11 protein-coding genes and 1 pseudogene are annotated in these 15647 nt (G+C 44.6%); 8 read left to right on the top strand and 4 right to left on the bottom strand.

Features of this window, described 5'->3' with window-relative positions:
- The 3 genes and pseudogenes from AKJ31_RS23365 to umuD form a co-directional block, all read right to left on the bottom strand.
- Nucleotides 1–614, bottom strand: a pseudogene (locus AKJ31_RS23365) (hypothetical protein); the annotation flags it as partial.
- A 152-nt stretch (nucleotides 615–766) separates the two neighbouring features.
- Nucleotides 767–1036: a Y-family DNA polymerase gene (locus tag AKJ31_RS19330; protein ID WP_001883756.1), complete on the bottom strand. Its 270-nt coding sequence runs from the start codon at nucleotides 1034–1036 to the stop codon at nucleotides 767–769.
- Between the two features lie 7 nt (nucleotides 1037–1043).
- Nucleotides 1044–1493, bottom strand: coding sequence for a translesion error-prone DNA polymerase V autoproteolytic subunit (umuD, locus tag AKJ31_RS19325; protein WP_000116661.1), 450 nt, complete (start codon nucleotides 1491–1493; stop codon nucleotides 1044–1046).
- Here umuD and AKJ31_RS19320 point away from each other — a divergent pair.
- A complete protein-coding gene (locus AKJ31_RS19320) occupies nucleotides 1492–1749 on the top strand; it encodes a hypothetical protein (protein ID WP_000182836.1) in 258 nt (85 codons plus the stop codon). The genes umuD and AKJ31_RS19320 overlap by 2 nt on opposite strands.
- 382 nt (nucleotides 1750–2131) lie before the next feature.
- Nucleotides 2132–3037, top strand: a complete 906-nt coding sequence (locus AKJ31_RS19315) for a 3'-5' exonuclease (RefSeq protein WP_000196208.1) — start codon at nucleotides 2132–2134, stop codon at nucleotides 3035–3037.
- 63 nt (nucleotides 3038–3100) lie between these two features.
- On the opposite strand, the gene AKJ31_RS23545 is transcribed toward AKJ31_RS19315, so the two are convergent.
- Nucleotides 3101–3232, bottom strand: a complete 132-nt coding sequence (locus tag AKJ31_RS23545) for a hypothetical protein (RefSeq protein WP_262593537.1) — start codon at nucleotides 3230–3232, stop codon at nucleotides 3101–3103.
- Here AKJ31_RS23545 and AKJ31_RS19310 point away from each other — a divergent pair.
- The 6 genes from AKJ31_RS19310 (at nucleotide 3179) to AKJ31_RS19285 (ending at nucleotide 15607) form a co-directional block, all read left to right on the top strand.
- Nucleotides 3179–3424 (top strand): hypothetical protein, encoded by a 246-nt coding sequence (locus AKJ31_RS19310; RefSeq protein ID WP_245639077.1) that lies wholly within the window; start codon nucleotides 3179–3181, stop codon nucleotides 3422–3424. The two genes, AKJ31_RS23545 and AKJ31_RS19310, sit on opposite strands and share 54 nt — an antisense overlap.
- Nucleotides 3425–3745: 321 nt before the next feature.
- Nucleotides 3746–4687 carry a WYL domain-containing protein gene (locus tag AKJ31_RS19305; RefSeq protein ID WP_053410671.1) on the top strand — a complete coding sequence of 314 codons (942 nt, stop codon included), beginning with the start codon at nucleotides 3746–3748 and terminating at the stop codon, nucleotides 4685–4687.
- 48 nt (nucleotides 4688–4735) lie between these two features.
- Entirely contained in the window at nucleotides 4736–6550 is a 1815-nt protein-coding gene (locus AKJ31_RS19300; protein ID WP_053410670.1) for a site-specific DNA-methyltransferase, read from the top strand.
- A gap of 1 nt (nucleotide 6551) precedes the next feature.
- A complete protein-coding gene (locus tag AKJ31_RS19295; protein WP_053410669.1) occupies nucleotides 6552–9203 on the top strand; it encodes a DEAD/DEAH box helicase in 2652 nt (883 codons plus the stop codon).
- 96 nt (nucleotides 9204–9299) lie between these two features.
- Nucleotides 9300–13181 (top strand): hypothetical protein, encoded by a 3882-nt coding sequence (locus AKJ31_RS19290; RefSeq protein ID WP_053410668.1) that lies wholly within the window; start codon nucleotides 9300–9302, stop codon nucleotides 13179–13181.
- Nucleotides 13181–15607: a hypothetical protein gene (locus AKJ31_RS19285; RefSeq protein ID WP_053410667.1), complete on the top strand. Its 2427-nt coding sequence runs from the start codon at nucleotides 13181–13183 to the stop codon at nucleotides 15605–15607. The genes AKJ31_RS19290 and AKJ31_RS19285 overlap by 1 nt, the downstream gene beginning before the upstream one ends.
- The last annotated feature ends 40 nt before the right edge of the window (nucleotides 15608–15647 follow it).

The following is a 15647-nucleotide window of genomic DNA, read 5'->3' as shown; positions in this document are numbered from 1 at the left end:
GCAACTGTTAAGGCAGGTGTTCTTGTGCCTTGAATGTGAGGCCGGTAAAGGCTCAGAAGCCGTCGTCGCCCAACTTCAACAGATGCAGACGGAAATCGCATTCGGTGGACCACTGAAGAGGCTGTACTTGGAGAACCACCGACTTTTCCAGTTTCATCCTTGGTATAAAGGTTTTCCAATAAATAGTCTCGATATCTCACGATTGGACTTTCCTCTACCTTCTCGGTGCAGTCATATATTGTTAACGGAGGTTTTTCATCAACCAGAAGGCCAGTCCTTGGGTGTGTATGTTCGGGGATTTCCGTGCTCAACCACCGATAGAAGCTCAATAACGCAACTGCATGGGATTGAATCGTCTTATCGGAGGATATATCTGGATCTGCCAACAAAGAGTGAAGATATAGATTCACTGGCACCACATTGATACCATCGGGGTCTATTAAAATTGGAAGTTTATGAGCAAATGGTTTTGAGTTGTCCCTAACGTCATGGATGATCTCGCCACTGTCAGGGTGTGGCCTACTTATAAATGAGGGATATTTCTCCGTACTAATCCACATAAGACAATAGTCAAAGCCGAAGTCATCTGGAAACGACCTATTTTGTTCAATCACATTAACACCTAAATCATCCGTTATTCACACTGCTAAGCCTTCCCCCAGGGGGTTACGCGTTCATACATCTACTTTTTCAAGATATTTCTTAACCAATAGTAAAAATTGTAACCACCCCTCATCTCGACGTCTAATTTATACAACCTGAAACATTACAACATGTGATGTCTAAAGTATTTCCCAACTGTAAGCGCATAGTTAGAGGAGAATGCCAAAATGCCATGGCGCTGCATTTCGGCTTTGATCTGAAAGACGGGTACGCCCATTTTAATACCGAGTAACTTAGCTTCACGCGAGCGTGCAACCACGCAGCCGTCATTGTTGGACAGCACCACAACCGGCGTATCTTTTAAATCAGGACGAAACAGCTTCTCACAACTGGCGTAAAAGTTGTTGCAGTCCACCAAGGCAAATACAGGCATGGGACAGTCACGACTTACGGCGCATGTTTCGCACCACATTGGTGACCACACCAAATATCTCTAACTCTGCCCCTTCAGGAATATGAATGGGCTCATACGCCTGGTTTCTTGGGATCAGCTTGACGCACGGCCTTAGTTGAAGCTCCTTTACCGTGAGTTCTCCATGGATGCCAGCGATGACAATGTCACCGTGTTCTGCTTGAACAGAACGATCAACCACCAAAATATCATCTGGGTGAATCCCAGCATCAATCATTGAATCACCTTCAACACGCACAAAGAACGTTGCAGCCGGTCGCTTGATGCACAGCTCGTTGAGGTCGAGCGTTTGCTCAACATAATCCTGCGCTGGTGAGGGAAAACCAGCAGAAACACGTTCCATGAACAATGGAATACGAAGGCGCTTGGCTTTGATGAAGGCAAGTGCGCCGCTACGGCCTATCAGCGAGACACTCATGACGAACCTCGAAAAAATAGAATTAATACTGTTTGTTTATACAGTATCTGATGCTATGCTGATTTCTACAAGTAAAATTGTAGGTAAAACTGTAGTTGTTCGAGTAAGACGTTGTGTCGTGGGTGATTTCTTTTTTGTGTTGAAAAGCTTGATGTGGGGATTGCTCGCCCTCGTCAAAGCCTGCAAGGCTTGGACAATACTGCTTCTGCCTACTGCTCTTGTTTCTGTTACTGATCCTGTTACTGCTACTGGTTAACGCATGGGTCAAGTAACCGTCAAACAAGGCTTGTTGAACCCTTTGCAAAGGGTTTAAAAACAGTTAGTAAAATTCTGCTTCGTATTGAATTTACTGGCTTAAAGCGAAGTCAGGAGCATCATTAAAATGCTCAGTCGAACTCAGTTCAAGCCTTTTTCAACCGTTTGAAAAGGGGTTGGCTAAGCCATACCTAAAGGGTATCGGTAAGGGTTACCTAAAGGGTTTAGCTAAGGCTTTCTGAAAGGCTTAGCCAAAGCCTTCATACATGGGTCACCCAGTAGAAAGATCAAAAAAACGCTGAGGTATCCAAGGTGCATTTAGAGAAACCTGTGGCACAGTGAAATAACCCAAAGCGAACAATAGAATTGAAGAGGAACCATCAATGACAAGAGCCCCTGCGCCATTTCCGCTAGAGCGCCTCGCGGATATTCCAGAAAGACCAGAAGATTTTAGATTGCTGGAGCGTATTCCATTAACGCGTGAGCCGCAGTCCTGGCCACTTGAACTTTCTCCTATGGTTGGTGATGAACAGCCAATGGTGCTGCTCGATACAGAGACAACCGGACTGTCTGCCGAGGACGAGTCCATTATTGAGCTTGGTATGGTTAAGGTGCTTTACAGCCCCTCTGCTCAGCGGATTGTGTCGATTGTTGATGTGATCAGCTTGTATGAAGATCCCGGTAAGCCTATCCCCGAGCTGATTACCGAGTTAACCGGTATCACCGATGATATGGTGCAAGGCCAGCACATTGATGATTCACTGGTAGCGAGTTGGTTATCCGATGATCCGCTGGTGGTTGCACACAATGCGCAGTTTGATCGTCCTTTCTTTGAAAAGCGGTTTGCTGCATTAGGCCATCTATCTTGGGCCTGTTCAGCCAGTGGCATAGATTGGAAGGCACTGGGTTTTGAAAGTCGAAAGCTTGAGTACCTGCTGCTTCGCTTAGGTTGGTTTTATGAAGGACACCGAGCTGCAACCGATTGTTTGGCGATGGCCTGGTTGTTCCATTTGTTGCCCGAGTCCGTTGCAAACTTGTTGTCTGAAGCGGACAGGCGAACTGTGTTAGTTCGTGCGTTTGGTGCGCCGTTTGACGTAAAGGACTATTTAAAAGAGCGTGGTTACCGCTGGCATGACGGTGTTAAAGGTGCCAACAAGCATTGGTGGCGCGAAATCAGCGAAGACGAGTTACCGCAGGAACAAACTTACCTGGATGATTTGTACCATCGTGGCTCAGAACATGCCCACTATGACTACAAAGATGCTCGCAATCGATTTAAAGCTTTGTAGCTCTCTATAAGTTAAGCCTTGCATATTTGAGAATCTCTGGAAAATGGAAAGTGAACTCATGGTTTAACCAACAAGAGGAATCTTTCCATGTACCAAGACACCTACATTGAATACTGGGGCGAAATCTTCGTCTCTGCCCGCATCATTGAATTTGGCATCACGTTCGAGCGCTTTCTTAAAGATCCATGGAAGCACTTGATGTCCTGTGGCCAAGAGTCTGCCCCAGACGCGATTGCTGAAGGGATGCTGCCATTGCTACCAGCCCAGGCAGAAGTCGCCAGGCGCATTCGGGAGAGTGAGCAACGAGCCCTGATGTCTACAGAGTCGGACAAAGGGGTATCTCATTGCAGTTACATCGTGGTGCCACTGGTTCGGGTAGCGCATTGATTGATAGCAACTATCATCGATGGCACCAAACAAGGTCTTCACGCCCATACCTGAGCGGCAATTGCAATCCAGATCAAAAAGTTGCCGCTTAGTCTTCCCTACAAAATAATTTGTGATAGGATGATACCTAATAAAATTAATTAGGTTGAAGCCTATTCAGTGTTTTATGGCCATCTGTCCAGCTTCAACCGGTAGAGATTGATTAGTCATTGCGGATGAAGAGCAGCATTGAGTGACACTATTCAATGTGATTACGCGATGTCTGACCGTACTTTATAAACAGAGTTTTAAGAATCTGGTTGAATTGGATAAACAAGACGCATGACAAATGATGGTCTGAAACAAACGGTAGTGGTGAAGCCAGATAGGCTTTCGCAGATAGCGCAGTTGCCACAAGCAACCAGGGATCGCATTGCCCACATCGATTTCACCTTATTGTTTAAGGGAGAAGCGGTACGGGCAGACTTAGTAGATCGGTTCAGCATAGCTGCTGCACAAGCAACGAAAGACTTCACCATGTACCGAGAGCTTGCACCAGGCAACATTGAGTATGACCAAAAGCTCAAGTTGCATAAACGTGGTGAAGCATTTGAATCCTTGTTCGACTACGACGTTGTGAGAACACTGGCAACCATTAGCCAAGGGTACGGTGATGGCTTCACTGGAAAGGTAAAACCACCCCTTGCTTGTGAAGCGCCTTATCACCTCAACAAGCCGAGTTTATCGATAGTGGCGAAAGTCACCGAGGCCATACACAAAGGCAAAGCCTTGCGTATCACCTATGTATCGTTATCGAGCGGTGAAACCACGCGTGAAATTGTGCCGCATACGCTGGTGGACAATGGCCTGCGTTGGCATGTTCGTGGTTTTGACCGCAAGCATGCTGAGTTCCGAGACTTTGTGCTGACCCGAATAAAAGCAGCGATTGTGCTTGAAAACTCTACGTTATCTGAGGCTGAACTCGAAAGCCAAGACCGCCAATGGAATCGCTTTGTTGAGCTGGAGTTAGTGCCTCACCCACGTATTGAGCACAGCGAAGCGATTGAACTGGATTATGGCATGACTAATGGCTTTCTAAAGGTTGAGGTTAGAGCCGCGACCGCCGGATATTTGCTTAGGCTTTGGAATGTTGATTGTTCAGAGGCTATGTGTTTATCAACCAACCAATGCCAGCTTGCATTGAACAATCGTGCCGCGCTGTATGGAGTTCAAAACCTCGCAATTGCGCCTGGTTATGCCACTGATATGTCTCATTTAACCTAGACAACAGAATCTAATCATCAGAATTAATAAAGAATTTAAGGAATACCGATGCCAACGTTGGATTTTAAAGGTAAGCAGTTTGTTTATTCACACCATCTGAGTGTGCCTTTTCGTGAACTCAAAGTGGTTGCGGAAAAATCGTTACCGCAGGAGGGCAAGACGGCATCATTGGATGACAACCTCATCATTCATGGCGACAACCTTGAAGCTCTTAAGGCGTTACTGCCTACCCATGCCGGTAAAGTAGACTGCATTTTTATCGACCCGCCGTATAACACAGGTAATGAAGGCTGGTGTTATAACGACAACGTGCGCTCACCATTGATGCAGGAGTGGCTGAAAAAGTCTGCCAATCCTGTTGATAAAGAAGATTTGGAGCGTCATGACAAATGGCTTTGCATGATGTGGCCGAGATTAACACTTTTAAAAGAACTACTAGCCGAGACTGGAAGTATTTGGATCACCTTAGATGACAATGAGTTTCACCGACTTAAGATCGTTATGGATGAGATCTTTGGGGAAGAAAACTTCATCGGCACGATTATCTGGCAGAAAAAGTATAGCACTAAAAGTGATACGAAATATTTTTCGGAAGAACATGACTTTATGGCTGTATACAGCAAAAATCCAACCAAGTTCTCTATGGGGGGATTAGAACGCACAGACAGCCAAAATGCATCATATAAAAACCCTGACAACGATCCCAGAGGTCCGTGGACATCAGGTGATTTACTAAGAATGGAATCACGTGACTACGCGATATATGAAATAACTTCTCCAACTGGGGTTGTCTCTGTCCCCCCCAAAGGAAGTAGTTGGCGATTTAACAAAGATAAAATTGAAGAGCTAATTGCCGATAATAGAATTTGGTTTGGCGAGGATGGCAATAGTAGACCAAGATTTAAACGGTTCTTGAGTGAAGTTCAAGATACTATACCTGCACAAACCATATGGAAGTACCATGAAGTCGGTAATAGTGATTCTGCGAAAAAATCACTGGGTCAGATGTTTACGGATAAAGGAGATATCTTCGCTACGCCAAAGCCGGTAGATCTGATAAACCGAGTTCTAACGTTGATCAATAACAATCAAGCTATTGTTCTTGACTCTTTTGCTGGGTCTGGCACTACTGCTAATGCAGTGCTAGAGGCTAATAAAAAAGACAATGGCAATCGTAAGTTTATCTTAGTTGAGTGCGAAGACTACGCCGATACATTAACAGCAGAGCGTGTTCGCCGTGTCATTAATGGTTATCCATTTCAAGGTAAGCAAAAACAAGAACTGCTTTCTGAAAAAATCACTTGGTCGGTCTTTGAGAAAAAGCACGCAGAGCTGCTTGAAAAAATAGCCAAAGTTGAAGAAAAACACAGCAACGATTTCGACAAAATCAAAAAAGAGCTTAAAGATGGCGTGCTGACTGTCACCGGTGAGCGCAAAGTGGATGAGTTTGCCCCTGGCATTGGTGGCAGTTTTACCTATTGTACCTTGGGTGAACCGATCCAAATTGAAAGCTTACTTACCGGCGAAGCCATGCCGTCATTCGATGCGCTTGCTCGTTATGTATTTTATACAGCAACTGGTCAGTCGTTAGAAACGGTCGCTAAAGCCTCTGCCGATGGTTTTATCGGCGAAACAGACTTATTCCGTATTCATTTGTTCTATCGCCCAGATAGCGAGTGGCTGCGCTCGAATGAAGCGGCATTAAACGCTGAAAAAGTCGAGGTTATAGCGAAAAACAATGCTACGAAGAAGCGCACCATTGTTTTTGCTGTGGCGAAGTTTATGAGCCAGAAAGACTTAACTGAAAAACGCATTGAGTTTTGCCAGTTGCCTTACGCCATCCATCGCATTATGGGGGCGTAACATGGAGTTAAAAGACTACCAGAATGGTGTATTGGATAAGCTGGATTATTACTTAAAAAAGCTGGCCGACACCAAGGAAGAAGCGGAAGACTTTGTTGCATTTCAGAAAATGAAAGGCAAAGAGGCCCGCTTAACCGATTACGCCAAAGACACTTGGGAAGCTCTGGTACAGGAGCGCCGTATTGACCTACTTAAAGACAAAAGCGGCCACTTGGTGCCAGCGCCTTATGTCACAAGATTTGATGGCTTAGAGCGGCCAATCCCTAACGTGTGCCTGAAAGTACCGACAGGTGGTGGTAAAACCTTACTTGGCGTTGCTGCGGTCGAGCGCCTGCAAACGGATTTGTTTACGCAACAGACAGGTATGGTGCTCTGGGTGGTGCCGTCGGATGCCATTTACAAGCAAACATGGAAACAGTTAGCTAATCGTGAACATCCGTATCGGCAAATGCTTGAACGTGCTTCGGGTGGGCGGGTAAAAATGCTCGAAAAGAACGATGCCTTTACCAAGCGGGATACCGACGAAAACCTGTGCGTTATGTTGTTGATGCTGCAATCCAGTGCGCGTCAATCCAAAGAAACGCTACGCATGTTCCGTGATAGCGGGCGATTTACCACTTTCTTCCCTATTGAAGATGACACCACAGCCAATGAGGCACTATTGAGCAGTATTCGTAATCTAGATTGTAACGATCTATCCGATTACGGTTGGCAAGAAGGCATAGCCCCAGGCTCAGTGTCAGTCAAACAAAGCTTAGGCAATGTGTTACGCATGGTTCGCCCAGTGATTATTGTGGATGAGGGGCATAAAGCCTATAGCGAAACCGCAAGAGAAACCCTGTGTGGCTTTAACCCTAAGTTTATTCTTGAGCTTTCTGCCACGCCTAACGCAAACGGTAAGCATCACTCAAATGTGCTAGTGAATGTGTCTGGGCAAGCGTTAAAAGATGAGCAAATGATTAAGTTACCCATCAACTTAATCAACGAAGACAAAAGTGAGTGGAAGCATACCTTGTCGCTTGCGCACGCCAAATTGGCAGAGCTAGAGAAGGATGCTGGGCAGCTACAAAACGAAACTGGTCGCTACATCCGCCCCATCATGCTGATCCGTGTTGAGCGCACAGGTAAAGACCAACGAGATTCTGCCTTTGTGCATGCGGAAGACGCCCGCGAGTATTTAATGGAAAAATTGGGCGTAAATGAAAATGAAATTCGCCTGAAAACGTCTGACAAAGACGAGTTGGGTGATGATGATTTGCTCAGCGAAATGTGCCCCGTCAAATACATCATCACCAAGGATGCGCTGCGTGAAGGTTGGGATTGCCCCTTTGCTTATGTGTTAACTGTGTTGTCTAAAATGACCGCAAAAACGGCAATCACCCAAATGATTGGCCGGGTGCTACGTCAACCACATGCGCGATTGACGCAAAAACCAAGCTTAGATGAGTGTTACGTCTACACCTTTGATCAGGATGTGATGGAAGCCGTCGCTGGTGTTAAGCAAGGTTTAGAAGAAGAAGGGATGGGAGATGTGGCGAATCAAGTTAAAGCTACAGAAGCCAATAAACCCGCCGCAGTAGTGAGCAAAGAAACCTTATTGCGTAGAGAGCGTTTTCGTAACCTACCGAAAATATTCTTGCCTCGGGTTTTACATCGCGATGCTGGGTACAAAGACGGCTACCGTTTGTTTGACTATGAACGGGATGTGCTGGGTGACCTAGATTGGGAATCACTATCTTATTTGAATGCTGAGAATTTCCAGCTAGTGGACGACAAGTTACAGCGCACGATTGCCCGTATCGACTACAAAATGTCAAAGGATAACCAAGGCGAATTGGACTTGGCCGATCCGGTTCACGAGAACATCGAGTTTGACCCGAATGCAGGCCTGGATATCTCGTTTATGGTAAGGCAGCTCACCGATGTTATTCCAAATCCATGGCAAGCCATGCGCGTGTTAACGCACACCTTAGACACCTTGCGTAGTAATGGGGTTACAGAGGAAGCGCTGTTTACTAATCGCCTTGAACTACTCAAAGAGATGAAGCGAGATATTAAACAGCAGGTTGCGCAATTATCGGAGCAAATCTTCAGATCTAAGTTGGACAAGGGTGATATCTCCCTACGTCTACTCGCTTCAGATAACGAAAAGCTAAATTGGGAACTGGCGCAAACCTTAGAAGTTAATGTCAGTGAACATGATCAGGTGCTTCGCCGCAAAGATGGATCAGAACTCGAAAAAAGCCTGTTTGAAAAGGTCTATCAAAATGGGCTGAACAATTTAGAGCGCGACACAGCCTGGTATTTGGATAAGCAAGAGTCTGTGTATTGGTGGCATCGTATTGCAGTAAATCAACGCGAGTACAGCCTACAAGGCTGGCAAAAGCAAAAGGTTTACCCTGACTTGTTGGTGTGCGTCGAACAGCCAAACTCTGGCAGTTACCGCTTCTCTGTACTGGAAACCAAGGGTGAGCATTTAAAAGGAAACGATGACACTGAGTACAAGCGTCGATTGTTTGAGCTATTAACTGAGCACGTCAAAACTGCGGTAGATGCTGGCGAACTTACGTTGGAAGCAGCGTCGGGTGGTATGTCGTTCAGAATGCTGATGGAAGACAGTTGGTCACAGGAAATCGTGCCTGAATTGAATTAATGAGTCATTTGTTGGTGTTGTGTTGTCTCCAACCTTGTCGCCCCTTCTAAAAGAGGGGCGAAACTCAAAAGGAATATCAAGTTAACGAGGATTTAGATGAGTCAGCCAATACCGACTTCTTATAATCAAATCATTGCGCATACGATTGAACAGGCGCTTGCCCTATCGGTTAATGCAAAGAGCGAAAATGCTATTGCTGGCTTTTGTCAGTTACAAGGCCCAACAGGCGGGGGCAAAAGTAGTTCGCTTTATCGTAGTCCAGACGGGAAAATTCCAGCGAGCCTTGAATTTATAAAATCCAAAGGGTTGCAGGCCATATTGGTCACCCATCGCTGGAACATCCTGCATGACATTTATGAAAGTGCCACAAGTGCAAAAGACAGCTCAGGTAATCCACTGCTCGTTAGTATCCTTTATGCTCAGGATGAAACTGTTGTTAGTGCGGTTTCGCAACGGGCACTGCCACACGAACAAGGCGTTCAAAAGTCTGACTTGCCCGATCCTTATACGGCCATTGAGGACATCCATGGTTTAGGAGTGTTTCGTTCTAATGCTGATAAAGAGGCTCTCGTTCGTGCTTGCCACAACGTTTCAGCCATTGCCCGTAATGTTGAGTACAAAAAGAAAAATCCTGATTCGATGGGCGTCTTACTCGAACGAGAAGAGCAGGAACTAAGAAAACTGTGTGGCTTTGTCGAGCGCACACTACTTGGGTGCATGTCGTCCTTAGAGAAGGCAGTGAAGTATGCCAGTAAGCACCATGGCAAGACGCATGAACTCACAGAGCAAGCAAAAGAAAAGCTTCGTTTATATAGAGAAAACAAATGGGTGCGTCGAATTTTCCCGGCGATTGCCTGGCACGATGATAAGCAACATTTGCTGGTGTTAACGACGCAGAAGCTGTTCGCTTCCTTTTACGACGGTAAACAGAAAGTCAGAATGTCGAGCGGCCAACTGGCCGGAAAAGTAGTATTTGTTGATGAGTTTGATTACCAAGCGGATATTCTACAGACCTTACTTGCCCAGTCTCAAATGGTGCAAGAGCCGCCTGAGTGTATTGGTCAATTACTTGAAGGGGGCAAGCGTCTTTTAGCGCGAATGCAGTTTGTTACTGCGCAGCCTATACCTGAGCTTTACAGTGAGCTTAAACAGCTTATTGCGGAGCTAGAGGAGGATTTGACCGGCAAAGGTGTCGATCTCAATCAGTCTAGGGCGTTGGTAATACCATTAAAGCAGTATGAATCCGGTGTGCCGTTCGAAAAGAAATATCTGTTTCGCTCAGATCACTTAGTAACCAGTGAGCCTTTGCAGTTACAGCAAAAACCTCACGGCTTTGAAGTGAAAAGTTATGGGCAAAGCGATGAAGCATCAGTTGATGTCGGTGATTTTTTGCGTGTGATGGAGAAATATATCAGACGCTTCAGTTTGCTATTGTCGCAGTTCGCAACCGATGAGTCCGAAGCCTATGAGTATCTCGTTCGGCTAAACCGATTGCTGTTTGATCCTGCGAATGACTATCGACCATCCTACTACAGCACAGCGTTACCCAGCTTATCGCTGTTCTCCTTGCCTCGCACTAGCTTGCCTGAGTTAGAAGCGCTGAGTAAATCAAATCGATTACCCAATACTCAGACGAATATGTTTGGCCTAACAACTTGGCTGTTAACCACGGATGAAGCCGAAGCGGATATTGACCCGCTGAGGATCAAGATTAAACGCGCACTATTGCCGACAACGCCTGAAGGGTTAATGGTTTCGTTATCGAGTCGAAACCTCGTTTTTGCACTATCCGCAACTTCTTATATCGAAAGAGGGATTGGTCATTTCGATATACGTTGGATTGAAAGTGCTTTGCGTTACGTGGCTCAGGCTCGCAACCCACACTGTACAGAGAGTTTTTTGGGCGATAGCTTTGAGCAGCGCCCCGAAGACTGGTTTAAGAAACCAATTCCGTATTTACAAACTGACGAGGATAAGCAACTGCAAATGGCAGTGATCCGCTGGTTGGTTAAAGAAAAATCTGAAATGCGTCGCTCGACACTGAAAACCACGATCCACGACTTTGATGATGCTATCAATGCGCCAGTTTTTCAGGAAGCAAAACTGCATTTGAACGCTGCATTTTTTGAGGCTGAGCACTCAGATTACAAGTATGAATACCGGCAGTCTGTGTTATTTAAATTACTGCACGTTCTACATTTGGCAGCGAATGAGCCACAACATAAAGGACACCTGGCCTTTGTTAACTCAGTCAAATACCTTCGGAAGTGGTTGATAAGTGATACCGCTGAAAACAGTAGGATGAGCGCGGATTGGCTTGAAATGGAGCGTTTAACCACTGGCGTATTGTCTTCTTTTGACGATGTGTTTATTCCTTTGGCTGTCAACGGCAAGCCCATGATGATTTGCTTGCTCAATGCTGAAGCACAAAAGCGAGAAGGCTTTGAGCACGCCTATCAAGCGGCGTTCGACTCTGGCCGAACCGTGGTGGTAATGACACAAACTGCATCCGCTACCAATGGCATTAATTTGGACTACTCCTTGCCCAACTCTCAAGGACAGATGGATCTGACGTCACTGTTTATTATTGAAAGTAAGCACTTTTACTTTTCACCATGGGATAGCAATGACGCTGATGATGAAATGTCTCATGCCGGCTTTCAGCTCAGAAACTTAGAAAAATTAGTCAGGCGTTCAGAGTTTTCACGTAAGCAGCAGCGGCAATTTATTATGCCGTTGATGAATAACTCAGTCACTAAAATCCAGGAGCTAAACAAGCTCTATAAAGGGACAAATGACTACGTTAAGAATCTTGCTGCTGACGTGCAGCAGCAAGTTGGTCGTATTGAACGTGCTTGGACGTATGTGCCCCATGTCGCCATTCATTTAAGCGATGATGTAGCAGGCCATCTTCGCAACTACGGCCAATTAACCGTTTGTACTAACAACCGAAATTGGGTTTCAAACCTTAATAATCAGCTGATTGATGATCTTACTCATTCCGAAGATGCATCGGTTTCCAACTTTCTTACCTTGTTGAAAACGCGATCCCAAGATGGCTCTGCTGCGGTAGATATTATTGATAACAAGTTAGTTTCCGCTATCCGAGATGCACGACAAGGTATGGGTTGTATCGAAGATATTTCAGGACTTTGGCATGAACTAGGCCGCGCTGTATTGCAGCATGATCTCCAATGGATGCCGCATAACAATACGTTTGGCATTACTGAGCCTTTGTGTCGTTGGGCGTGCTTTGAACGGCCCAAGGAAACAAAGGTTACTGGTGAAATATGGTACGACCCAAAAAGTTGGCAGTTCTTTGAAAAGCGTGCAGCGGGATTGATTAAGTATAACCCACAGACGCTTTATGAGGTTGTTAACAGGCAACCTGCTATTTCGGATTGGTTTAATCGCAAAGGTTTTCGAACGTCGTTTCAGCCGTTTGCCAATGACATTGAAGAGCAATTTGCGTTTCATCCCGTTGTTATTCAGCGAATTTTACAAGGGCGTATTGGTGAGGAAGGTATTCGCGCACTGCTGAATGACAAACAGCTAGTCACTAAACAAGACGTCTACAACCATGAGCTGTTTGAATTATATGATTTTGAGATAGCCAAAGCGGATGTTTTTGTTGATGCTAAATTTTGGTCGATAGCTGCTCTGGAACAGTCAGATGAAGGCTTTGAGCAATGGCTTGCTTCTGGTAAACGTCCTGAATTTGCGCCTTTGGGATTAATTAAAAAGCTGGAGAAGATCCGTCAAATCCGTGGTGAAAACGCCATTTTGGTTATCGCGAATCTATTAACAGGTGAAGATTGTACCTTATCTGGCTTTTCTGAAATGTTGGAGCCAGTAAAAGTTGAGAATGCTTCAATCCTGTTTCTACCAGGTTGTTTGGTGAACGATGAGTATCAAATGACGTCTGGCTTTAAGTGGTTTTCGAAAATAGTTTGGCAGCGTATGAGGGAGCAAGGTTAATGGATAAAAATAAAGATTTGAGGAAGTTGCCGCTGTCTCATTTGGTTTATTTGAATAGCGAGGTTGATGCAGATAAAGCCAACAAATTTGTGGTTTATCACTATCCACTCATCAATAACAACTATCAGTGGAAAGAGAAGAAAGCCTGGGAAGAACGTATCGATGCTGAACTAGACAGTCGGCAGTTTGCCTATTTAATGAAAAAAAATGGTAATCAGTTTGGTCTCTATGTGGCTTTACAAAGCTCAAGTGATATTCCTCCGTCTATTGTAGACGCTGAGTTGCAACCTATTACTCCAGTTCGAGTTGAATATTCACCGGTGTTAAATCCTGTGTGGATTCGACTAATGATGCGTTCATTGCGGGCTTTTGGGGGGCATTGTAAAGGCGCTTACAGCTTAGGTTGTCCGTTATTGAAAGTAGATAGCTGGGCTGGCGGTGTTAATGCGATCAGCCTAGATTGTAGAACTCAGCAGTTAAAAGATGGAAATACCACTGAAATTGCTCTCTTTTATACCAATGTTCCATTAAGACCGTTATCTAATGACGATGATATAGATCGCATTAAGAAGCCTCTATGGGTCTATGACAAAAATAAGGTACTCGTCAGGTGGTATCCTGGCCATGAAAGAAAACCGAGAGGTACGCTGTTTAAAGAAATTGGAAAGAGTAAAAATTCACGGAAACAGCGTCCGTTTCTGGATCTTTCTACACCAACTAGGTTTGAGCAAAGTTGGCCTATGGTGTTAAAACCAGTGCAAGATGCGTTTATCTGTTTTGCGCGTGACTATGGTTTTGAACTTTCAGCTAAAACGTTAAATCTCCAACCACTGACGTTGAAAACAAAGCATAAGGCCAATAAGGCTAAGTCATCTTTCCCAAGCATCGAGATATCCGGTGAAATCAAGGTTATAGACCTAAGAGTTAATGCCGTTGTTGCCGGTGAAGAAATCTTAGACTTATTTAAATCGCTAATTGCACAGAAAGGCGTCGATGTTTCGTGGGATTTACTGGACGGAATTGCGGCAAATGACTTTGAACGGATAAAGCTTGAACGTTCGGACCGCGTTTTGATTCTGCTAGATCAGGAAAAAGGTATTGAAGATGATCGTTATCCACTAACGAAGTCGTTAGTTGGACGGTGTGCAGTTCAACATATCAACGTTAATCCTCATGATGTAACGGGAGATCCAGTCGAAAAAAGGTTATTAATCGAGTCAAAAAGAGACGATGACCCGATAAAGCTATACGTTGCGTCTGAAGGTGGATATTACACCTACAACTACGAATTATTAGATACCAAGGCATACAAAGAAGCGATTATTAGAAAGCTTGAAGTGGTTCTTAAAGAGTTAGAGATCAAACGTTTACTGATTGATTCTGATAGGGCTATTTCTCAAGTCTTGCCATTGCAACGCGCCTGTTTAAATGAATCAACCATTGTCATTACTGATGGTTATTTGTTTACGGTTTCAAACGACAGGCCGGTGTTGATCCCCTTCGATCCCACTGATTCTGGTATGACTTTGAAAATAAATGAGTACCTCGCCAATTTCGAAACATCCGTAGATGATTTGCTCACTTTGATGAATGAGAAGTGGCCCTATAGTTATCGTCAGAATGTCGTAATGGATTATTACGGTACTGAAGTTGATAAACAACGACGATTTGCGGCAAGAATTACGCTTGTTTTGAGTAAGGATAAGGATGCACAAGTATCAATCATGATGCAAGATCCATCTTACGACCAAACGAATGTATTGCCACTGGGTATGGAAGATGCGCTTTCGGATTTAACCAAGAAACAGAAGCCTTATCCGTTGACGGATTGGGTTCTGCCAGATAGTGAAGTATTGCTCAATATTGTCAAAGAGTTGAGTGATGATGGCGTTTTATCTAGCCAAAAGGCAACAATGCGATTTGAAAGTGAGTTACCCGAATTAGTTGAATTATGGCAAGAACAATTAGTTTCGCTTCATCAGCAAAATGAAACGAAGGTGACTTACTATCAGGTAAAAAAAGAGGTTATTCAGCGTTGGTTAGATAAGCGAGGAAAGAAAAAAGATACATCAATCAGCGGTAGTTTAGATACCTTGTTATCTCGATACTTTGATAAGCCTTTAAATGACATCAAACGCTGGATGAGTAACATACCGGGTATTCAACGCATATGGTACGACAAAGAAAAGGGATATTTTGTTGTCGGTGGATTAACCTCTCCAAAAGCTCAGTTGATGAGACAGCCAAGCATCAGACAATGGCACACCTTGCAAGGTGAATTGGACATCGAATTACTTGCTGATTTGCTAGATGTTGATTGGGTTCGTATGAATCAGCTTGCGGGTAACCCCTGCGTCACAACATTAATCAAGCGATGGAAAGAGATAAATCCCGAGTCTAGAGATGCGATTTTGCTCAGTTGCTAAATGGCTTTATTAAATAATTCTGTAAATGAAATTGAAGCGA

The organism is Vibrio hepatarius, assembly GCF_001274785.1.
Lineage (GTDB): Bacteria > Pseudomonadota > Gammaproteobacteria > Enterobacterales > Vibrionaceae > Vibrio > Vibrio hepatarius.
This window is presented reverse-complemented; position numbering and strand designations above follow the sequence as displayed.

Coding starts and splice junctions, on each gene's coding strand:
- AKJ31_RS19330 (WP_001883756.1), bottom strand. CDS start 1,036: ATGCCTGTATTTGCCTTGGTGGACTGCAACAACTTTTACGCCAGTTGT.
- AKJ31_RS19320 (WP_000182836.1), top strand. CDS start 1,492: ATGACGAACCTCGAAAAAATAGAATTAATACTGTTTGTTTATACAGTA.
- umuD (WP_000116661.1), bottom strand. CDS start 1,493: ATGAGTGTCTCGCTGATAGGCCGTAGCGGCGCACTTGCCTTCATCAAA.
- AKJ31_RS19315 (WP_000196208.1), top strand. CDS start 2,132: ATGACAAGAGCCCCTGCGCCATTTCCGCTAGAGCGCCTCGCGGATATT.
- AKJ31_RS19305 (WP_053410671.1), top strand. CDS start 3,746: ATGACAAATGATGGTCTGAAACAAACGGTAGTGGTGAAGCCAGATAGG.
- AKJ31_RS19300 (WP_053410670.1), top strand. CDS start 4,736: ATGCCAACGTTGGATTTTAAAGGTAAGCAGTTTGTTTATTCACACCAT.
- AKJ31_RS19295 (WP_053410669.1), top strand. CDS start 6,552: ATGGAGTTAAAAGACTACCAGAATGGTGTATTGGATAAGCTGGATTAT.
- AKJ31_RS19290 (WP_053410668.1), top strand. CDS start 9,300: ATGAGTCAGCCAATACCGACTTCTTATAATCAAATCATTGCGCATACG.
- AKJ31_RS19285 (WP_053410667.1), top strand. CDS start 13,181: ATGGATAAAAATAAAGATTTGAGGAAGTTGCCGCTGTCTCATTTGGTT.